We start from the raw sequence: 19686 nt of genomic DNA on the forward strand, positions 1-19686 counted from the left end.
ACAATCCATGAAAAATCTATTTATAGTTTTAAGTGTACTAACTTCTTTTATTTTTTTTAACTGTAAAGGACAGACAGATTCTGAAATTAAAAATATTTCTGTTCAGGAAATGAAGGAGCTTTTAAAAATGGATGATGTTCAGTTGGTTGATGTAAGAACGCCTGAAGAATATCATTCAGGATTTATAGCAAATGCTGAAAACATGGACTATTTTTCACCTTCTTTTGATGAAGAGATTAAAAAATTAGATAAAGAAAAACCAGTAGTTTTATATTGTAAGTCTGGTAACAGAAGTTATAAGTCTTCTGTAAAGCTTTTGGAATTAGGTTTTCATAAAATATATAATCTGGATGGTGGCATTATAAAATGGCAACAGGAAGGATTAGATGTTAAAAAAGAATAAAAAAAGCCTCTCAATTTTGAGAGGCTTTTTTTATCTATACTATTAAAAGCTTTCATTTTCAGTTATATATAAATTAATTTATTATATTTGAGTTACTCCAAACGATGAGCCTTCATCTTAAATGAATTAGTAGCGTTTTTCATTTATTATATAATTAAAATCCCCGATTATTTTTTCAAAAGTAAACTTTGCAATAGTTGCATAGTCATTAACCAACCAAACTTTTTAATTATGATTAAAAAACCAATTTTATTAGTATGCATGGTTGCCATGGTATTTGGCAACATGTTTATTTCGAATGCCCAAGATGATTCTAAAGATTACAAAATGTGGGAAGATATTATGTTAACTCCTGATAACACAAAACTTAAAGTTTTGCAAGAAAACATGAGAAAGCATAATGTAACCTATCATAAAGATGGACCTACAAAGTCAACGGTTTATAATATTGCTTCAGGACCAAATGCAGGTAATATTATTTGGGAAATGGGACCAATGATGTTTAAGCATAATGATATGCGCCCAGGTGAAGGTGCTCATGATGCCGATTGGAGGGATAACGTTATGCCTTATATAAAAAAGGTTCAAACTATTGAGTATTGGACAGCTGATAAAAAGCTAAATAATACAGATATGATTGAAAAAATGTCGCAATATCCAATTTCTTTTGTAAGATATTATGAAGTGGTTGATGGGACAGCTCCAGGCGTAAAAACATTCTTTGAAAGAATTAGTAAAACGGTAAAAGCTTTAGATGGAGTACATCCTTGGGGTGTTTATTACAACGAGTTCAGACAAGGAAATCTTGGTCGTCACATTGCTACTTTTTCGTTTAGCCCAAATTGGACAGAATTTGATAAAGATGTAAATTTTGTTGAGACGTTTAATAAAGTTAATGGTGAAGACTCTTGGCAAAATCAGCTAGACTTATATCAAGTAACATTTAAAAACACTTGGGATGAGATTTGGATGTATAATGCTCAAATGAGTGGAGATTAAACGGTTTTTAAGAGATTTTTTTAATAATTTAACCAATATTAAACCTCTGTTTTTATTTTAAAAAGGAGGTTTTATGTTTTGGATTCTTTATTTTAACTACTTTTTTTAGTTGTTTAACTATTAATTTATTATCACAAAATCAATTTATATATTTTTGTTTTAAAATTAATAGATTCGTAATAATTGTATTAAAATTTTGATAATATTAATTTTTAAGATAGATTTTTTATTATTCAATTTAATTAACATATGGAAAACGGTTACGTAATTTTAGGTATTATTGCTTTGTTGTTTCTAAGTATGTATGGGTATGCTTATGCATCTGTTACATTAGAAAAAATGCGCGATAAAAAAATAGAAAAAATTGAGCTCAAAAAAGAACAATTGAGGCTTGAAGAAATGGCTTTAAAGCAAAAAGCCCGAGACGAAAAAATGAGTCAATTAAATAAACGTAGCGAAGAAATAAGGCTTGAACTTGAAAAGCTTGAGAAAAAGAAGCAACAACAAGAAATAAAAAAGCTTAAAATAAGCTAAAGCTGTTTTTTTAATTAGATATTTTTTAAATAATATTCTAATTATATCAACTACGAAAGTCCTTAACGGTTCAATTTCCGTTAAGGACTTTTTGTTTATTATTTAAACATGATAACAATCACAAAATATTTAAATATATATCTTTAATATTGTGCAAGAATATAATCTTTTATTAATTTTAAAATAATCATATAATTAAAAAAACCTCATACAATGAAGCATATTAACCTTATTTCTGTACTTGTTATTTTTTTGTTTTTTGGCTGTAAAGACAAATATAAAACTGTTCCAACTGTTGTAAATAACGGTTCTCATGTTAATCCGCAAGTGTCAAATCCTGAGGCTGAAAAATTGCACACTGTAGTTGTTAAGGAGGTTATTCAAACACCAACCTACACTTATCTAAATGTAAATGAAGGCGATAAAAACTTTTGGATTGCTGTAAATAGTGGAGAGGCTAAAGTAGGAGAAACTTATTTTTATGTTGGAGGTCTTTTAAAAGAAAACTTTGAAAGTAAAGAATTAAACAAAACATTTGATGAATTATATCTTATAGGGAATTTAGTTTCGGCAAACCATGGAAATCAAATGAGTTCAAATGATTCAAAAAATGAGGATCTTGGAGCAGTCAAAGAACCTGTTACTAATTCGGTTAAAACAAATATTATTAGACAGAGTGGTTCTGTTAAAATCTCAGAAATAGTTAACAACCCAAAAAAGTACGAAGGACAAACTGTTCAAATTGATGGTGAGTGTACTAAAATTAATAATGGAATAATGGGTAAGAACTGGATTCATTTAAAAGATGGAAGCAAAGATGATTTCGATTTGGTAATAACTTCAAATGATGAGGTTACTGTAGGTTCTGTTGTTACAATTAAGGGAGATGTGATTTTAAATAAAGATTTTGGAGCTGGTTATAAATATGATTTAATTTTGGAGAATGGTGTTATTGTAAAAAAATGATAACAAGTAAGTAATCTTAAAATGGTTAGCCCATAATTTATTATTTTTTAAACATAAAATAAACGGCTAAAATCAAAAAAACAAAAGAGATAATATGATTAAATCTAAAAGTCTCTGTTTTAAACACTACTAACGTAAACACGGCAAAGACTAGTAACGTAATAACTTCTTGAATAACTTTTAATTGGATGAGTGAAAATGGTCCGCCATTTTCTTTAAAACCTATTCTGTTGGCTGGAACTTGAAAAACATATTCAAATAAAGCAATACCCCAGCTTATAAGAATAATTGTTATTAATCCTAATTTATTAAACCATTTCCATTCAGAAAATTTCAAGTGACCATACCATGCCATAACCATAAAGCTGTTGCTTATTATAAGGAGGAAAATTGTTAAAATTGCTTTCATAAATTTTAAGTTGAATATTTATTTAAATATATATTCAATTATGATATAAAGCAATTACTTGATTTATTTTTAAAAGGGAAGTTTTTAAAATAGAAAAAGGAAACACATCGCAATGTACTTCCTTTTTCCTCCATAATATTAGGTTACTATTCCTTTGTAGGAACCCTTAATATTACGTCACAATATACAAAAATATTGCTAAATAAAAAATGACTTTTGTCATGAAATGATTCTTATTTTTTGATTAAATTAATTGATTAAATAATCATGTTTACTATGACTAAGCTTAACAGTATTTTCCTTAATAAATTAAATAGTCTAAAAAAATCTGAAGATTTTAAACAAAATGAAAATCAAGATAATAATCCATATTCTTTGTATTCAAATCAATATTTAAATGCAAGTGAAGAACAAAAAAAATGGATGGATAAAAACTCTGATTATATTTTGAATAAAATTAAAACCTTGGAAAAAAAATATTGGTAAAAATATTTGCTATTTGACTTTAAAAATCCATAATCTCCATTGCTTAGATTATGGATTTTTTTATTTGGTCTAATTCGGTTTAAACTGTTATTTTTTCCAATTTAACCGTAAAGTGTCTCATAATGGGGGCTTCCTCAATGATTCTGTAACCTCTTTTAGCTTCGCTTCTGGTGGCATAAATTTCTTTAATCACAGAAGCAATATATTTCATATGATTTAAAGAATAGGTTCTGCGGGGAATTGCTAAACGAACCAATTCTAATTCCGGATATCTGTTTTTGTGAGTAAAAGGGTCTCTGTCTGCCAGTATCGTGCCTATTTCTACACCTCTAATGCCACCAACAATATAAAGTTCAATAGCTAATGCCTGCGCTCTAAATTCATCTCTTGGTATGGTTGGTACAAATTTATTGGCATCTAAAAATATAGCGTGACCTCCAAAAGGCTGCTGAACAGGTACTCCAAATTCTACTAATTGTGCTCCTAAATAGGCCACTTGCTTTATTCTTGTTTCCAAATAATCAAACTCTGTGGCTTCATCTAAACCTACTGCCAATGCACCCATATCTCTTCCGTTTAATCCGCCATATGTTATAAAGCCTTCAAACATGATATTATAAACAGTTGCTTTTTTGTAAACGTCTTCATCATTAAGTGCAATAAATCCGCCCATATTTACCAGACCGTCTTTTTTTGCACTCATGGTCATGCCGTCTGCATATGAGAAAAATTCTTTTACTATTTCCTTAATGGTTGACTCTTTGTAGCCTTCTTCCCTTATTTTAATGAAATAAGCATTTTCAGCAAAACGTGCGGCATCAATTATTAAAGGTATGTGGTATTTTTTACAAATTTTAGAAACCTCTTTAATGTTGTTCATTGAAACGGGTTGCCCACCTGCCGAGTTACAGGTTACTGTAACAATTACAAAAGGAATATTATTATTTGTATTGTTTTTAAATGCAATTTCTAATTTTTCTATATTAACGTTTCCTTTAAAAGGATGATATACAGTAGTATTAAAAGCTTCATCAATTGTACAGTCTAAGGTTGATGCTTTTCTAAATTCAATATGTCCTTTGGTGGTATCAAAATGGGAGTTGCCAGGAATTATATCGCCTTCCTTTACCAAAACAGAAAATAAGACGTTTTCGGCCGCTCTTCCTTGATGGGTTGGTAAAAAATAGTTGAATCCAGTGATGCGTTTTACGGTATCCTTTAATTTTAAAAAGGATTGAGATCCGGCATAGCTTTCATCGCCAACCATCATTTCTGCCCATTGCTTATCGCTCATCGCGCCTGTTCCAGAATCGGTTAACAAATCAATAAATACCTTTTCTGAGGTTAAATTGAATAAATTATAATCGGCTTCCTTTATCCATTGTTTTCGCTCTTCAATAGTTGAGGGTTTTATATATTCAACCATTTTGGTTTTATAGGGTTCAGCATATGGAAGATTCATGATTTTTGTTTATTGCAAAATTAGCAATAGTACACTTCTACCATATGACAATTGTCATTAAGGCAACTTTATTAGGTTTGCAAAGTAAATAAAGCTTGTGTTTTTCTTACAAACATTATATCTAAGTATTTTAATTTCATATATTTTAGGTATTATTGAAAATCATTTTGATTGTGAATACCGAGGGGAATTAGAAGTTAAAAGCAAAGGGATGATGAAGATGTATTTTGTAAATGGGAAAAAAGTTTAGTTTTGTTAAATAGTAAGTGAAATAGGTAGTTATCATGCAAGTTTTAAATAAATTTTCATTGGGAAGAGTGGCACTTCCTTTAGCTACGCTAACCGCTGTAACGGTAGCCATAATATTTTACCTTATAAGAGGCAGGCTCTCTCTTTTTTTTCACGGTTGTCTTTTTGTATATATTGCCTTCGGATTAATAAGAACTTATATTTCTTATAAAAATGAAGGCGGCATTGCTCAGCTTTTAAAGGATGTATTAGTAATAATAATTGGGTTTTTATTGTTATTTCTTTTAAGCTTAATATTAGGTTATTTTATTAATTGATTTAAAAAATCTGATTTCAATTAAATGATTGGTTTATTGTAGTCCTACAAATTTTTATTAGGTAATTTCTCCAGTCTTTCAACCAATTTACCTACGGTTAAACCTTGGACAATAATTGAAAAAATAACCACTATATAGGTAATTACCAAAAAAAGATCTCTGTGCATTTCTTGGGTTAAACCTAATGCCAATGCTATAGAAATACCACCGCGTAAACCTCCCCAGGTCATAATAAGATTGGTATAGGGAACAAAATCAAGTTTCTTTTTAAAGAAATTAATTGGCATCATTAAAGAAGCATAGCGACATATTAAAATAACAGGGATGGCTAATAACCCGGCAATAATATAATTTCCTTCAAATACCAATACTAACATTTCCATTCCAATAAGTACAAAAAGTATGGTATTGAGTAAAATATCTATAAGTTCCCAAAATTTATCTACATACGTTTCTGTAGTGTCAGACATGGCATTAGCGCGCACGGTATCGTTACCTACAAAAAGACCAGCAGCAACCATCGCTAATGGTGCCGAAAGATGTAATTTTTGTGCAATGGCAGTGCCTACCATAACTGTTGCCAGTGTGATAATAACTTCAATATCATAATCATCAATAGACTTTAACAATCTATAGGTTACCCATCCTAAAAGTAGACCTAAAGCTATTCCACCAATAACCTCTTGGCCAAATAGTTTAAGAACATCACTTACTTCAATATTTTGGTTACCAAAAGAAGCAATCTGGAATAAAGTAAGAAAAACCACGACGCCTATGCCATCATTAAAAAGCGATTCACCCACAATTTTTGTCTCAAGCTTTTTTGGAACCCCCGCTTTTTTAAGAATGCCTAGTACCGCTATTGGATCTGTGGGCGAAATTAAAGCACCAAATAGCAAACAAAAAATATAGTTAACGTCAAGTCCTAACCATTTAAGAATAAAGAACATGGTGGTTCCAACTAAAAAAGTGGAGATCAAAACGCCTAATGTAGAAAACACTAAAACGGGCCATCTTTGTATCTTTAACTGCTCAAAATTAGTATGTAAAGCACCGGCAAACAGAAGAAAGCTAAGCATAATATCTAAGAGAACGCTTTTAAAATTAATCTGATTAATCATGAATTTTTCAGCATCTAGGAGTCTAGTGTCAAAATAACTCAATGCAAAAATGGCTAAGGTAAACAGGATTGTGATGACCATCAATCCAATACTATTAGGGAATTTTAAAAACCGGACATTGATATACCCGAATGTAGCTGATAAAGCAATAAGAATAGTAATGATAAAAAAGTAGTCCATGAAATTAGTTATTTTTTAAAAATACAAAAAAACCCTCTAAATTTCTTTAAAGGGTTTATGGTTTAAGTGGAGCCGGAGAGAATCGAACTCTCGTCCAAACAAGTAACCAAAAGGCTTTCTACACGTTTAGTTTTTTCATGGTTTTCATTTGCAAGCTGATTAAAAACACTCTACTTGCAACTTAGCTTTTTAGTTTCAAAAGGGCATCAAAGCACTACCCAATCTATGTTAACTTTTACGATGCCTCTATACAGACCGCCGCTAACCAAGGCTTTCTAGAGACATTTAGCTCTCCTACCTAGTAGGACGAGGCTCATCTTACTTTATTCAGATTAAGCAGCTAAAGCGTAGTTATTCTCGCCGTTTAAATTTTGACCTAGCCTTTTACGTGTTTCAAAGTCATTACACGACGTGCTTACAATTTAATTAATCTCGCTGTCAAAACCAGTCGACCCCATTAATTATTGTATTTGGGCGTTACCCTAAAGGGTCAGGCTTTCAGCTGTATCTTTTGCTTTTGCAAAAGGATGTCGCTTTAATCCTTAACGCGGATTGCAAAGGTATCAAAAAGTTTGTATAACCATTCAAAACCTTTTACATTAGTACAAAATTTATACCAATTAATAGGTTGGCAGTTAATTAAAAAATTCATTACATATGGGCATTAAATTTGCAATCATTAAAGAACGCAAAACTCCACCAGACAGACGTGTTGTTTTGTCACCATCAAAATTATTACAAGCTAAACAACAATTTCCAGAAGCTGTTTTTAAAGTGGAGTCGAGTGATATTCGAGTATTTAAAGACAATTCGTATCAAAAGGCAAATTTTGAAGTGGTTAACGATGTGAGTGATTGTGATGTAATGATAGGAGTTAAGGAAGTTCCAATAGATAACCTTATTCCAAATAAAAAATACTTTTTCTTTTCACATACCATAAAAAAACAGCCTTACAATAGAAAATTGTTGCGAGCCGTTTTAGAAAAAAATATAGAGCTTTATGATCATGAAACGATAGTGAACCAAAAAGGGTTTCGATTAATTGGCTTTGGTCGGTATGCTGGTATTGTTGGTACATATAATGGTTTTAGAACATGGGGCTTAAAATTTAATTCCTGGTCATTGCCAAAGGCTGAAACATTACATGACCAAAAGGCATTAATAGATGAATTAAATAATATTTCTGTTCCAAATATTAAAATACTTCTTACAGGCAACGGTAAAGTGGCGCATGGCGCTCAGGAAATGCTGGATGCTATGCACATTAAAAAAGTGCCGGTTAATGATTATTTGAATACTGTTTTTAATGGACCTGTATATTGTATAATTGATGTATTGGATTACAATAAACGAAAAGACGGTCGAGTGATTGATATGTTTGATTTTTTTGATAATCCCCAAGATTATGAATCTGATTTTATACGTTTTACTAAAGTAACCGATTATTATATTTCAGGACATTTTTACGGAAATGGAGCACCAAAATTTTTTACAAAGGAAGATGTGAAATCATCAGATTTTAACATTAAAGTTGTGGCCGATATTAGTTGTGATGTTGATGGTCCAATTGCAACAACCATTAGAGCTTCAACTATTGCAGAACCCATTTACGGTTACAATCCACAAACAGGAGAGGAAATTGATTATAAAGATGAAAAAGCTATAGCTGTCATGGCAGTTGATAATTTACCTTGTGAGCTTCCAAAAGATGCAAGTGAAGGCTTTGGAGATCAATTTTTACAACATGTTATTCCGGCTTTTTTCAATAATGATGCAGATGGAATTTTGCAACGAGCCAAAATAACTGAAAAAGGAAAACTTACAGAACGTTTTGCTTATTTGCAAGATTATGTGGATGGGTTATAAGTTTTTTAGATAATAAAAAAAGTATTATGAAACCCGTAGAGCAATATTTTCTTAATCAAAAAGAGCCATATCAATCCATCATGCTTTTTGTTAGAGGAATTATTTTACACACACTTCCAGAGGTTGAAGAACGATATAGTTATACCATCCCGTTTTATAATTGTTACAAAAAACCAATGCTCTATTTAAATGTTTTAAAAGGAACAAATTATGTAGACGTTGCTTTTGTACAGGGAATTTTGTTGGAAAAAGACTTTCCTGTTTTAAAAAACAACCATAAGCGTAAGCAAGTACGGTCTATTCAATTAAAGACCATAGAAGAGTTAGACTATGATGATTTTGTAAAACTACTACATGCCGCTTCTAATTTACTGAGCAAAAGTAAAAGAGCGTGGTTTGTTTAAATTCTAAAGATACCTCCAATAGATAAAATCCGTTGTAAATAAAAGAAATGTTGCGAAGCACTTTCTGCAGTATTACTTGTTGTCCTGATGTCGGGCATATTAATATAGCCACCTTTTAAATCTGCTTCAATAAAGAAATGCTTGAAAAAAGTTAGATTAAGCCCCGTGTTTATAGAAATTCCGTAACCTGCTAAATGAAATTCATCATATCTATCCTTTTGAAGTAGTGTTGTGTTAGTTTTTGGATATAAAATTCCACCGCCTAAACCTTCGGTGAAATTAACTTGAAATTTATCGGTGTTCTGAATATGGAAAATAGAAGAAATGTCATCTACTCTTGCAAACTCTAAATACACATAATTTAAACCATTTGTGTGTTCAAATTTTAAAAAATCTTCAGAAACCAAAAATTGTTCATTGTTGTAAACACCATTATATACTGATCCTGGTTCTGTATCTGGTAAATCTATATAGCCTTCTAATCTTCTTGATTCATTTCGATACATAACATATTTCATATGATCTATACCAAAAGAAATAGCATATTTATCAGAAATGAAATAACCCATTTTTACATTTGTTTGAGGGATAGTTATTCTAGTTGGATTTATATAATCAACATGCCAACCTTTAGGTTTATCGTGAGCAGTTGCATCTTTAATAGTGAAATTATAATCTTCTCCTTTAAACGTAATATCAGATTTTGTATAAGATTCCCTGTTTCCTCCCCAACTAACAAAAAACTGCCCTTTTTTATTTTCTGTGTATTTTGATTGTGTTGATTTTTGTGCCGAAATGTTACAAGAAAACAAAAGGGACGCTATACCCAAAATAGGTCTAAAGTAGAAATTGTTCATGTTTTTAATGAATTAAAGGGTGTTAATGGTTTTTCTGATGGCCACCAAATTGGTTAATAACTTTTCTAAATAATCTAAATGAAGCATGTTAGCTCCATCACTTTTGGCATGTGCCGGGTCAAAATGAGTTTCAATAAATAAACCATCAACGTTATTTACTACACCTGCTCTTGCAATGGTTTCTATCATGTCTGGTCTTCCGCCAGTAACACCACTTGTTTGGTTAGGTTGTTGAAGCGAATGGGTTACATCAAGAATGGTTGGGGCAAAAGCTCTCATGGTTGGAATTCCCCTAAAGTCAACTATCATGTCTTGGTAGCCAAACATGGTGCCTCTGTCGGTTATCCAAGCTTTATCGTTGCCAGCATCTTTTACTTTTTGTACAGCATGTTTCATGCTTTCAGGACTCATAAATTGTCCTTTTTTCAAATTAACTACTTTTCCTGTTTCAGCAGCTGCGACAACTAAATCGGTTTGACGAACTAAAAAGGCAGGGATTTGCAATACATCAACATACTGAGCAGCCAATTTTGCATCAGATATTTCATGAATATCAGTAACGGTAGGAACATCAAAAGTTTCAGATACTTTTTTAAGTATTTTCAAAGCTTTTTCGTCTCCAATACCTGTAAAGCTATCAATTCTGCTTCTGTTTGCTTTTTTGAAACTACCTTTAAAAACGTAAGGAATTTGAAGTGAATCGGTAATCTTAACAACTTTTTCGGCTATTCTTAATGCCATGTCTTCTCCTTCAATGGCACATGGGCCACACAACAAGAAAAAGTTGTTTGAATCTGTATATTTAAGTTTAGGAATATCGTTAAGAGTCATAATTTCACATTTAAAAATGCAAAGTTACATATTTAAAAGCTTCTATGTATACTATTTCTTAATATCCATAATGCCATGATAAAATTTGAAAAAACAAAAATTCCTCCATATATTATAAAATCATTGAAAGTCAAACTAAAAGAAGAAATTTTTAGGGCATCAAAAAGGTAGGCTAAAATTAAATAGGAAGATAGGCACACAAAAGTAATACCTAAGATAAAATTGAGTTTTTTATTTGGCTTAACAATTTGCCATAAAAAAGGGATGCCTAATAAAAGGATTGGATAGGCGGTTATACCATTACTTTTGTTAATATCTGTAAACCAATAAGCTACAATACTGATAAAATATAGGTAAGGAATAAATTTTGTATATTGATTGATAAATTTCATCATAAACTTTTTATTATAAACGAAATTAAAAAACCTATATTATTTTTTGTTTTTAATTATAACATAAGTTTAACGTATTTACAAAATATAACGTACCTTTGCGCGCTTAAAAAAGGGCACCATTATGGCTAATATAAAAAATATTGCAATCATTGCACACGTAGATCACGGGAAAACAACCTTAGTTGATAAAATTATGTACCACTGTCATTTATTTCGTGACAATGAAAATACTGGTGATTTAATTCTTGATAATAATGATTTAGAACGTGAGCGTGGTATTACAATTACATCAAAAAACGTGTCTGTGATTTATAAGAACACTAAAATCAATATTATTGATACTCCTGGTCACGCCGATTTTGGTGGAGAGGTAGAAAGAGTATTAAATATGGCTGATGGTGTTTTACTATTAGTTGATGCCTTTGAAGGGCCTATGCCACAAACTCGTTTTGTTTTGCAAAAAGCCATTGATTTAGGTTTAAAGCCATGTGTTGTTATTAATAAAGTAGATAAGGAAAACTGTACACCAGAAGAAGTACATGAATCTGTTTTTGATTTAATGTTTGAATTAGGTGCAGAAGAGTGGCAGTTGGATTTCCCTACTGTTTATGGTTCAGCTAAACAAAACTGGATGAGTGATGATTGGAAAAATCCAACCACTACTATTGAGCCATTGTTAGATATGGTTATTGATCATATCCCTTCTCCTAAAATTTCAGAAGGGACAACACAAATGTTGATTACTTCACTGGATTATTCATCATTTACAGGTAGAATTGCTATTGGTCGTTTACAACGTGGTGAACTAAAAACAGGAATGAACATTTCCTTAGTAAAAAGAGATGGTAAAGTAACTAAATCTAAAATTAAAGAGCTTCATATTTTTGAAGGTATAGGTCGTAAAAAAGTTGAAAGTGTTCAAGCGGGAGATATTTGTGCATTAGTAGGTTTAGAAGGATTTGAAATTGGCGATACAGTTGCTGATTTTGAAAACCCTGAAGCTTTAAAAACGATAGCTATAGATGAGCCAACAATGAGCATGTTATTTACTATTAATGATTCTCCATTTTTTGGTAAAGACGGAAAATTTGTAACATCTCGTCATATAAAAGATAGATTAAATAAAGAACTTGAAAAAAACCTAGCATTACGTTTAAGTGAAACTGATAGCGCTGATAAATTTTTAGTTTTTGGTAGAGGCGTATTGCATTTGTCAGTATTAATAGAAACGATGCGTAGAGAAGGTTATGAACTTCAAATTGGTCAACCTCAAGTAATTATAAAGGAAGTTGATGGTGTAAAGTGTGAGCCAATTGAAGAAATGACTATTGATTTACCCGAAGAAGTATCTGGTAAAGCTATTGAAATGGTATCTATGCGTAAAGGTGAAATGCTAAGCATGGAAGCTAAAGGCGAACGTATGATTTGTAAATTTATGATACCATCAAGAGGTATTATTGGATTGCGTAATCAATTGTTAACAGCTACTGCTGGTGAGGCTATTATGGCACACCGTTTTAAAGAATATCAACCATTAAAAGGAGGTATTCCTGAACGCCAAAATGGAAGTTTGGTTTCTATGGAGAAAGGTCAGGCTATTCCTTATTCAATTGATAAATTACAAGATAGAGGTAAGTTTTTTGTGGATCCGGGAGAAGATATTTACGAAGGTCAGGTTATTGGAGAAAACTCTCGTGGTGATGATATGACTGTGAATGTTACTAAAACAAAAAAATTAAGTAACGTACGTTCTTCAGGAGCAGATGATAAAGCCAGAATTGTACCAGCTATTAAATTTTCATTAGAGGAAGCTTTGGAATATATTCAAAAGGATGAATATGTTGAAGTAACTCCAAAGTACTTACGTTTACGTAAAATTTACTTAACAGAAGTTGAAAGAAAGCGTAACAAAGCGATTTAAAATTTTAATTTGCAAAAAACTGAAAATGTTCTTTTAAGAAGAATTGTTCACTCAAAATATATAGATATTGTGGGTGTTATTTTAGTTTTAAGTATATGTATTTATAATGGTTTTCTGGAAACCGTATATTATCAAGGAGGAATTCAATTTGGAATTCCTCTTTCTAATTTCACGGAATATATTTCAAAAGGAGCATTTCCTATCGGGTTTCTTTCAACAATTGGAGCTATTGTATCTTTATTAGCAGCTAGAATGATAGTAAAGCAACAAAATTTAGGAAATTTAATAGGTGTTTTTACAACAATCAATTCTGGGATTATTGATTATTTATTTGGAAATCGTTCTGCAATAATAACGTATCCGTTAACTTTTATAATAGCCATTATAGCCACAAAAAAATGGCATTATGGGGAGCGTATAAAAAAAGCAGACGCTACTTATTTTTTGCTGATAATAGCTGCTTTTATTGTTTCTTATAGTCTTGTATGGTTTGGATTTTATCTTTTTGGAACAACAATTAAGAATGAATTTTTCAAGCATACTGTAGCAATTATTTTTGGAATTTCGTTAGTTGGAAATATTAGTACCGCTTTTAAATATGAGCAAACATTTTTAACATGGTCTTTTTATAATATTGCTCAAATTTTAAAAAATGTAATTCAAGGAAATTTAGCAAATGTTATAAAGCATTTGTTTTATCTTGTAAATGCTATTTTAACGTTTTTTGATTGGAAGTTGAATGGCGATTTAAAACTAGAAAAAGTAACAATTTAAGTATGGAAATATTAGTAATCTCTATTTCAGAATGGGTTGGTTATTTGGCAATGGCCACTGTGTTAATATCATTTTTAATGAAATCAGTTATCAAATTACGTATAGTGAATTCTATTGGTTGCTTGTTTTTTGTAATTTATGGGTTTATGCTTCAACCATTTTCTAAGCCAATTATTATAACCAACAGTATTATTTTTGCTATTAACATTTATTACTTATTTTTTAAGAAAAATTAGATTACTTTATTTTTCAAAATCTACTGCCTAATTCTTTTTTCAGGATAGTAGCTTTAAATGATTTTGTATATTTGAGCCAATTGAAATAGCTGGAAATTTGATAAAGTTTTACAATTTTTATTATAAATCTCTGTTATTTCATACACTAACAAATACTTTATATTAATTGAAGAAATTAATAGACTACATAAATAATAATGTTTTAGTTAAAGTAACTTCTTTACAAACAGCCTCTTTATTAACCAAAATCATTGCTGGAATTTTAACCTCAAAGGCTATTGCTATTTTTATTGGAGCTGAAGGATTAGCATTAATTGGAAATTTAAGAAATTTTGTAAGTTCAGTTCAAACCATTTCAATTCTTGGTTTTTATAATGGAATGGTTAAATATGTTGCTGAGTTTAAGGATAATACTATAAAGTTAAGTAAAGCCTTATCTACCGTTTTTTATGTTGGTTTTATCTCTACTATTTTAGTATCAGCCATGTGTTATTTTTATGCAGATAATATTAATGACATAATTTTTCCAACCTATAATGATTATCCATATGTTATAAAGATTTTTTCTATTGTTTTGCCTTTTTATGCATTGAACATGTTTTCTTTTTCAATAATGAATGGTTTTTCAAACTATAAAATGCTCATTATTATAAATATTATTGGGCAAATTTTAGGGCTTTCAATTACGTTATTATTGATTTATCAAAATAAAATAGAAGGCGCTTTAATCTCTGTTGCCATTGCTGAAGCTTTAATATGTTTGATAACATTAGTTGGTATTATTAATCGTAGAAGTTTAGTGTCTCTAATTAAAGTAAAGCAAATAAGCTTTAATTTTTTAAAGAAAATGAGTTCTTATAGCATTATGGCTTTATTTTCAGCAGTTGTTTTGCCATTGGTTTTATTGGCTATCCGTAATTATATTATTGATAATGTTGGATATAAAGATGCGGGTTTTTGGGAGGCTATGACTAGAATTTCCAAGTATTATTTAATGCTCATTAATTCATTAGTGGCATTGTATATTTTACCAAGATTTAGTGAAATTGATAAGATTAAAGAATTTAGAAAAGAAGTGTTTGGTTTTTATAAAACTGTAATACCCATATTTGGTTTAGGTTTAATAATCATATATTTTTTAAGACCTTTTATTGTTACAGGTATATTTTCAGATAAATTTCAACCTGTAGAAAATTTGTTTCTCTGGCAATTATTAGGTGATTTCTTAAAAGTATTATCAATTGTAATTGCCTATCAGTTTTTGGCAAAAAAAATGTTTTGGCACTATATAATTACAGAAGCATTTTTAGTTGTAATGTTATATATTACAAGTGTGTATTTTATTGACATTTATGGTGTAAAAGGAGCAGTTATAGGTCATTTTGTTAGTTATTTTATATATTATTTAGTTGTTTTATTAATATTTGGAAGTTCGCTTTTTAGAGTGGATAGCCTTAATAAGTAAAACAAAATTTAATTTATTTTCGTTGTAAAGATTTAATAAAATAATATTTAATGGATAGTTATGAGGTTGTAAGGTATTCAGCAAATTTATATGATGAGTGGAATAACTTTGTTTTGACTTCAAAAAATGCTACATTCCTTTTTCATCGAGATTTTATGGGATATCATCAAGATAGATTTGAGGATTTTTCATTGATGGTTTATCATAAAAATAAATTAGTATGTGTTTTCCCCGCAAATATAAATGCAAATAAATTACATTCACATCAAGGATTAAGTTATGGCGGACTGATACTTCCTAGTAAAAGTTCTTTTAATTCAGTTTTAGAGTCTTTATATAGTATTTTAAAATTCAGTTATAACCAAAATATAAAATCTATCATTTTAAAGCAACTTCCAAGAATATATCATTTAAGACCATCGGATGAATTAGATTATCTGTTATTTATTTTAAAAGCCAAATCAAATAGAAAGGATATCTCAATGACTATTTCATTGAATAAAGCTTTAGAATTTTCTGCTTTACGAAAGCGCCAATTAAAAACCGCATTACAAAATGATTTGAAAATTAAGTTAGAAGTTGATTTTACAGCTTTTTGGAATGATGTTTTAGTACCTAATTTAAAATTAAAATTTGGTGTCAAACCAGTACATTCATTATTTGAAATAAATGCTTTGCATGAAAAATTCCCAAATAATATCAAACAATATAATGTATATTTAAAAGATGAAATATTAGCTGGATGTACAGTTTTTGAAACAGAAAACGTTGCTCATTTGCAGTATATTTCTACAAAAAAAGATAAGAACATTGGGGCTTTGGATTTCCTTATAAATAAATTGATTTCTGAAGTGTATAAGGATAAAGAATATTTTGATTTTGGTATCTCCAACGAAAATAAAGGAAAAAATATAAACTTGGGATTACTTAATTGGAAACAAAGTTTTGGTGCTTCTGCAATTGTTCATGATTTTTATGAAGTAGAAACCAAAAATTATCAATTATTAAAGGACATATTTATATGATCAAGTTTTTAGATTTAAAATTGATAAATAAGCCTTTTGAAAATGAATTTAAAAAGGAGTTTAACAGTTTTTTAAATTCAGGTAATTACATTTTAGGTGATGGAGTTTTAAAGTTTGAAGAAGAATTTTCTTCATATTGTGGCACAAAATATTGTATAGGAACTGGTAATGGGCTTGATGCACTTCATTTAATTTTTGAAGGGTACAAAGTTTTAGAAAAACTTAATCAAGGAGATGAAGTCATTGTACCTGCAAATACTTATATAGCTTCTGTTTTAGCCGTAAGTAATTCAGGGTTAAAACCAGTATTGGTTGAGCCAGATTTAAACACTTATAATATTGATGTTTCAAAAATTGAGCAAGCAATAACATCAAAAACTAAAGCCATCTTGGGAGTTCATTTATATGGTCAGTTATATAATGTACAAGGATTGGAAAGGATTTGTAAACAAAATAATTTATTGTTGATAGAAGATGCAGCTCAAGCACATGGAGCTCAATTTACAGACTCAAGGAAATCAGGAAATTTGTCTGATGCAGCAGCTTTTAGTTTTTACCCAACAAAAAATTTGGGAGCTTTAGGTGATGCTGGAGCTATAACTACCAATGATGAAGAGTTGGCAGAGATTATTTTTAAGTTAAGAAATTACGGAAGAGTTTCTACTTATAGCAATGAGTTAAAAGGTTACAATTCTAGATTAGACGAGCTACAAGCAACTTTTTTAAGAGTAAAACTTAAACATCTCGATGCACTTAACCAAAAAAGAAGGGAAATTGCTCAATATTATATAGAGAATATAACTTCAAAAGATATTATATTACCACCATTTAACAATATTAAGCAACATGTGTTTCATCAATTTGTTATAAGAAGTAAGAGGCGAGATGAGTTAAAAAAGTATTTATATAATAATGGAGTAGAAACTTTAATTCATTATCCTATACCAATTCATAAGCAAATGGCTTATAAAGAGTTTAAGTGCATTGAATTACCTGTTACTGAAATAATTCCTAATGAAGTTTTGAGTTTGCCTTTATATTTGGGATTAACTAAAAGTGAAATTTCAAAAATAGTTTCTATAGTAAATCTCTTTAAGTGGAACCGATAAAAAAAAATAAAGATTTTTTTTTAGTAAAATTGTTTTCAGTAAATTCTGCTGGAGTAATTTTGAGGGCTTTTTTAGGTTTTGTTTCACAAAAATTAATAGCAGTTTATTTAGGGCCAAATGGTATGGCTTTAGTTGGAAATTTAAGAAATGCCTTGAATTTGTTTAGTCTTTCTTCAACTTTAGGGGTAGATCAAGGTGTTTTAAAATATCAATCTGAATTTGAATCTAAACCTAATGAGTTAAAAAAGCTTTACGAAAGCTCATTGGCATATAGTTTAATTGGGAGTAGTATTATTTTCTTGATCTTATTTTTTGGATCAACCTATTGGAGCAACTACTTATTTAAGACACCAGAATATAATTACTTGTTTGTTGTTCTTGCTTTTACTTTGCCCTTTATGGCATTATTCAATTTATGCTTTGCAATTATTAATGGTCAGTTAAATTATAAAAAGGCCACTCTTGTTTCCTTTACAGCATATGCGTTAGTTACGGTGCTTATCTTTTTTATGGTTACAAACTATGATTTATCAGGTACATTATTAGCCGTTATTTTAACTCCAATTGCTCAAATATTGTCTTTACTGGTTTTTGCAAGAAGTGAAATGTATTTGTTTTATGGTTTGAAAATAAGATTTCATAAATTTTTTAGAAATAAACTAGTTGCATTTATTGTTATGTCTTTTGCTGCAGTTGTTCTAAATAATATTGTTGAAATTCAATTAAGAAATTATTTGATCAATAAACTATCCATACAAGAGGCGGGTTATTGGACTTCTATGTTAAGTCTTTCAAATTATTATTTATCTTTTATGACAGGAGTCTATTCATTGTATATTTTACCAAAATATTCAAAAATGAATAATATAAATGAATTTAAAAAGGAACTTTTGAACATTTATAAAATAATTATCCCAATTTTTGTTATTATGTTTATTGGGATTTATGTGTTTAGAGAATTAATTATACAAATTCTATACAGTAAAGAATTTATACCCATGCAAAACTTGTTTAAATGGCAATTAATAGGTGATTTGGTTAAGATTGTTGCCGTCATAATGGCTTATCAATTTATAGCGCAAAAGGCATGGAAAATTTTTATAATAACAGAAATCACTTCTTATGTTTTACTATATGTTTTTGGTATTTTTTTTGTTTCAAAAATGGGTGTTGAAGGCATCGTTTTTGCGCATTTTTTAAGACATGTAGTATATTTAATAATGATTATATTTTTAGTTCAATACATTTTTAAAAAAGATAAAACTATTGATGAGAGCAAGCATTCATAATTTGAAAATCCTAGATATACCCAAGATTAAGGATCCTCGAGGCAACCTTGCAGTTATTGAGAACGATGTTATTCCATTTAAAATGCAACGTGTTTACTATTTGTTTGATGTTCCAAGCGGTACAAAAAGAGGAGGTCATGCTCATAAAACACTTAGCCAATTTTTAATTGCATTAGCCGGGAGTTTTGATGTTATTGTAAAAGACGGAATTGAGGAAAACAGAATAACACTTAACAATCCTTCAAAAGGATTATTAATTATACCCGGAATTTGGCGTGAATTAGAGAATTTTTCATCTGGCGCAGTTTGTTTAGTATTAGCTTCAGATGTTTATAACGAAAAAGATTATATAAGGAGTTATAAAAAATTTACCAGTGAAAAAAAATGA

At 29.8% G+C, this 19686-nt stretch carries 22 protein-coding genes and 1 other RNA gene; 16 read left to right on the plus strand and 7 right to left on the minus strand.

Features of this window, described 5'->3' with window-relative positions; translation table 11 throughout:
- The first annotated feature begins 7 nt into the window (after positions 1 to 7).
- The 4 genes from V8G69_RS08900 (at position 8) to V8G69_RS08915 (ending at position 2902) form a co-directional block, all read left to right on the plus strand.
- The gene (locus V8G69_RS08900; RefSeq protein WP_394881478.1) at positions 8 to 403 is read left to right on the plus strand and encodes a rhodanese-like domain-containing protein; all 396 of its coding nucleotides are present in this window, start codon (positions 8 to 10) and stop codon (positions 401 to 403) included.
- A gap of 231 nt (positions 404 to 634) precedes the next feature.
- Complete coding sequence (locus V8G69_RS08905) at positions 635 to 1402, plus strand: hypothetical protein (RefSeq protein WP_394881479.1); 768 nt, start codon at positions 635 to 637, stop codon at positions 1400 to 1402.
- A 339-nt stretch (positions 1403 to 1741) separates the two neighbouring features.
- Entirely contained in the window at positions 1742 to 1936 is a 195-nt protein-coding gene (locus V8G69_RS08910) for a hypothetical protein (RefSeq protein WP_394881480.1), read from the plus strand.
- 213 nt (positions 1937 to 2149) lie between these two features.
- The gene (locus tag V8G69_RS08915) at positions 2150 to 2902 is read left to right on the plus strand and encodes a GW dipeptide domain-containing protein (RefSeq protein WP_394881481.1); all 753 of its coding nucleotides are present in this window, start codon (positions 2150 to 2152) and stop codon (positions 2900 to 2902) included.
- Between the two features lie 40 nt (positions 2903 to 2942).
- On the opposite strand, the gene V8G69_RS08920 is transcribed toward V8G69_RS08915, so the two are convergent.
- On the minus strand, positions 2943 to 3311 hold the full coding sequence (locus tag V8G69_RS08920; protein ID WP_394881482.1) for a DMT family protein: 369 nt from the start codon (positions 3309 to 3311) through the stop codon (positions 2943 to 2945).
- Between the two features lie 276 nt (positions 3312 to 3587).
- Between V8G69_RS08920 and V8G69_RS08925 the strand changes: the two genes are divergently transcribed.
- Positions 3588 to 3797 (plus strand): hypothetical protein, encoded by a 210-nt coding sequence (locus tag V8G69_RS08925; RefSeq protein WP_394881483.1) that lies wholly within the window; start codon positions 3588 to 3590, stop codon positions 3795 to 3797.
- A 79-nt stretch (positions 3798 to 3876) separates the two neighbouring features.
- On the opposite strand, the gene V8G69_RS08930 is transcribed toward V8G69_RS08925, so the two are convergent.
- Complete coding sequence (locus tag V8G69_RS08930; protein ID WP_394881484.1) at positions 3877 to 5259, minus strand: tryptophanase; 1383 nt, start codon at positions 5257 to 5259, stop codon at positions 3877 to 3879.
- Between the two features lie 284 nt (positions 5260 to 5543).
- On the opposite strand from V8G69_RS08930, the gene V8G69_RS08935 reads away from it, so the two are divergent.
- Positions 5544 to 5825 carry a hypothetical protein gene (locus V8G69_RS08935; RefSeq protein WP_394881485.1) on the plus strand — a complete coding sequence of 94 codons (282 nt, stop codon included), beginning with the start codon at positions 5544 to 5546 and terminating at the stop codon, positions 5823 to 5825.
- Positions 5826 to 5869: 44 nt separating this feature from the next.
- Here the strand turns inward: V8G69_RS08935 and V8G69_RS08940 are convergent, their stop codons facing one another.
- Positions 5870 to 7126, minus strand: a complete 1257-nt coding sequence (locus V8G69_RS08940; protein WP_394881486.1) for a cation:proton antiporter — start codon at positions 7124 to 7126, stop codon at positions 5870 to 5872.
- A gap of 64 nt (positions 7127 to 7190) precedes the next feature.
- Positions 7191 to 7582, minus strand: a transfer-messenger RNA (tmRNA) gene (gene ssrA / locus V8G69_RS08945).
- 207 nt (positions 7583 to 7789) lie between these two features.
- On the opposite strand from ssrA, the gene V8G69_RS08950 reads away from it, so the two are divergent.
- Positions 7790 to 8992 carry an NAD(P)-dependent oxidoreductase gene (locus tag V8G69_RS08950; RefSeq protein ID WP_394881548.1) on the plus strand — a complete coding sequence of 401 codons (1203 nt, stop codon included), beginning with the start codon at positions 7790 to 7792 and terminating at the stop codon, positions 8990 to 8992.
- A gap of 26 nt (positions 8993 to 9018) precedes the next feature.
- The gene (locus tag V8G69_RS08955; protein ID WP_394881487.1) at positions 9019 to 9396 is read left to right on the plus strand and encodes a DUF1801 domain-containing protein; all 378 of its coding nucleotides are present in this window, start codon (positions 9019 to 9021) and stop codon (positions 9394 to 9396) included.
- Here the strand turns inward: V8G69_RS08955 and V8G69_RS08960 are convergent.
- The 3 genes from V8G69_RS08960 to V8G69_RS08970 are packed head-to-tail and all read right to left on the minus strand — an operon-like array spanning position 9393 to position 11479.
- The gene (locus tag V8G69_RS08960; protein WP_394881488.1) at positions 9393 to 10253 is read right to left on the minus strand and encodes a hypothetical protein; all 861 of its coding nucleotides are present in this window, start codon (positions 10251 to 10253) and stop codon (positions 9393 to 9395) included. The two genes, V8G69_RS08955 and V8G69_RS08960, sit on opposite strands and share 4 nt — an antisense overlap.
- Positions 10254 to 10265: 12 nt before the next feature.
- Complete coding sequence (kdsA, locus tag V8G69_RS08965) at positions 10266 to 11084, minus strand: 3-deoxy-8-phosphooctulonate synthase (protein WP_394881489.1); 819 nt, start codon at positions 11082 to 11084, stop codon at positions 10266 to 10268.
- A gap of 32 nt (positions 11085 to 11116) precedes the next feature.
- Positions 11117 to 11479, minus strand: a complete 363-nt coding sequence (locus V8G69_RS08970; protein ID WP_394881490.1) for a hypothetical protein — start codon at positions 11477 to 11479, stop codon at positions 11117 to 11119.
- A 121-nt stretch (positions 11480 to 11600) separates the two neighbouring features.
- Between V8G69_RS08970 and typA the strand changes: the two genes are divergently transcribed.
- The 8 genes from typA (at position 11601) to V8G69_RS09010 (ending at position 19686) form a co-directional block, all read left to right on the plus strand.
- Positions 11601 to 13400, plus strand: a complete 1800-nt coding sequence (gene typA, locus V8G69_RS08975; RefSeq protein WP_394881491.1) for a translational GTPase TypA — start codon at positions 11601 to 11603, stop codon at positions 13398 to 13400.
- A gap of 9 nt (positions 13401 to 13409) precedes the next feature.
- Positions 13410 to 14174 (plus strand): nicotinamide mononucleotide transporter, encoded by a 765-nt coding sequence (locus tag V8G69_RS08980; protein ID WP_394881492.1) that lies wholly within the window; start codon positions 13410 to 13412, stop codon positions 14172 to 14174.
- A gap of 2 nt (positions 14175 to 14176) precedes the next feature.
- Positions 14177 to 14410, plus strand: coding sequence for a uroporphyrinogen decarboxylase (locus V8G69_RS08985; RefSeq protein ID WP_394881493.1), 234 nt, complete (start codon positions 14177 to 14179; stop codon positions 14408 to 14410).
- A 166-nt stretch (positions 14411 to 14576) separates the two neighbouring features.
- Entirely contained in the window at positions 14577 to 15875 is a 1299-nt protein-coding gene (locus tag V8G69_RS08990; protein ID WP_394881494.1) for an O-antigen translocase, read from the plus strand.
- A gap of 50 nt (positions 15876 to 15925) precedes the next feature.
- A complete protein-coding gene (locus V8G69_RS08995) occupies positions 15926 to 16900 on the plus strand; it encodes a GNAT family N-acetyltransferase (protein ID WP_394881495.1) in 975 nt (324 codons plus the stop codon).
- Positions 16897 to 18009 (plus strand): DegT/DnrJ/EryC1/StrS family aminotransferase, encoded by a 1113-nt coding sequence (locus V8G69_RS09000; RefSeq protein ID WP_394881496.1) that lies wholly within the window; start codon positions 16897 to 16899, stop codon positions 18007 to 18009. Before V8G69_RS08995 ends, V8G69_RS09000 begins: the two co-directional genes overlap by 4 nt.
- A complete protein-coding gene (locus V8G69_RS09005) occupies positions 17997 to 19298 on the plus strand; it encodes an O-antigen translocase (RefSeq protein ID WP_394881497.1) in 1302 nt (433 codons plus the stop codon). The genes V8G69_RS09000 and V8G69_RS09005 overlap by 13 nt, the downstream gene beginning before the upstream one ends.
- Positions 19279 to 19686: a sugar 3,4-ketoisomerase gene (locus tag V8G69_RS09010; protein WP_394881498.1), complete on the plus strand. Its 408-nt coding sequence runs from the start codon at positions 19279 to 19281 to the stop codon at positions 19684 to 19686. The genes V8G69_RS09005 and V8G69_RS09010 overlap by 20 nt, the downstream gene beginning before the upstream one ends.

Source organism: Gaetbulibacter sp. M235, from assembly GCF_043876835.1.
Taxonomy (GTDB): domain Bacteria; phylum Bacteroidota; class Bacteroidia; order Flavobacteriales; family Flavobacteriaceae; genus Yeosuana.

What these genes read in the sequence shown, in the direction of transcription:
- V8G69_RS08995 (WP_394881495.1), top strand. Translation starts at nt 15,926, where the DNA reads ATGGATAGTTATGAGGTTGTAAGGTATTCAGCAAATTTATATGATGAG.
- V8G69_RS08915 (WP_394881481.1), top strand. Translation starts at nt 2,150, where the DNA reads ATGAAGCATATTAACCTTATTTCTGTACTTGTTATTTTTTTGTTTTTT.
- kdsA (WP_394881489.1), bottom strand. Translation starts at nt 11,084, where the DNA reads ATGACTCTTAACGATATTCCTAAACTTAAATATACAGATTCAAACAAC.
- V8G69_RS08920 (WP_394881482.1), bottom strand. Translation starts at nt 3,311, where the DNA reads ATGAAAGCAATTTTAACAATTTTCCTCCTTATAATAAGCAACAGCTTT.
- V8G69_RS08985 (WP_394881493.1), top strand. Translation starts at nt 14,177, where the DNA reads ATGGAAATATTAGTAATCTCTATTTCAGAATGGGTTGGTTATTTGGCA.
- V8G69_RS09000 (WP_394881496.1), top strand. Translation starts at nt 16,897, where the DNA reads ATGATCAAGTTTTTAGATTTAAAATTGATAAATAAGCCTTTTGAAAAT.
- V8G69_RS08970 (WP_394881490.1), bottom strand. Translation starts at nt 11,479, where the DNA reads ATGATGAAATTTATCAATCAATATACAAAATTTATTCCTTACCTATAT.
- V8G69_RS08940 (WP_394881486.1), bottom strand. Translation starts at nt 7,126, where the DNA reads ATGGACTACTTTTTTATCATTACTATTCTTATTGCTTTATCAGCTACA.
- V8G69_RS08900 (WP_394881478.1), top strand. Translation starts at nt 8, where the DNA reads ATGAAAAATCTATTTATAGTTTTAAGTGTACTAACTTCTTTTATTTTT.
- V8G69_RS08910 (WP_394881480.1), top strand. Translation starts at nt 1,742, where the DNA reads ATGCGCGATAAAAAAATAGAAAAAATTGAGCTCAAAAAAGAACAATTG.
- V8G69_RS08955 (WP_394881487.1), top strand. Translation starts at nt 9,019, where the DNA reads ATGAAACCCGTAGAGCAATATTTTCTTAATCAAAAAGAGCCATATCAA.
- typA (WP_394881491.1), top strand. Translation starts at nt 11,601, where the DNA reads ATGGCTAATATAAAAAATATTGCAATCATTGCACACGTAGATCACGGG.
- V8G69_RS08935 (WP_394881485.1), top strand. Translation starts at nt 5,544, where the DNA reads ATGCAAGTTTTAAATAAATTTTCATTGGGAAGAGTGGCACTTCCTTTA.
- V8G69_RS08930 (WP_394881484.1), bottom strand. Translation starts at nt 5,259, where the DNA reads ATGAATCTTCCATATGCTGAACCCTATAAAACCAAAATGGTTGAATAT.
- V8G69_RS09010 (WP_394881498.1), top strand. Translation starts at nt 19,279, where the DNA reads ATGAGAGCAAGCATTCATAATTTGAAAATCCTAGATATACCCAAGATT.
- V8G69_RS08905 (WP_394881479.1), top strand. Translation starts at nt 635, where the DNA reads ATGATTAAAAAACCAATTTTATTAGTATGCATGGTTGCCATGGTATTT.
- V8G69_RS08925 (WP_394881483.1), top strand. Translation starts at nt 3,588, where the DNA reads ATGACTAAGCTTAACAGTATTTTCCTTAATAAATTAAATAGTCTAAAA.
- V8G69_RS08960 (WP_394881488.1), bottom strand. Translation starts at nt 10,253, where the DNA reads ATGAACAATTTCTACTTTAGACCTATTTTGGGTATAGCGTCCCTTTTG.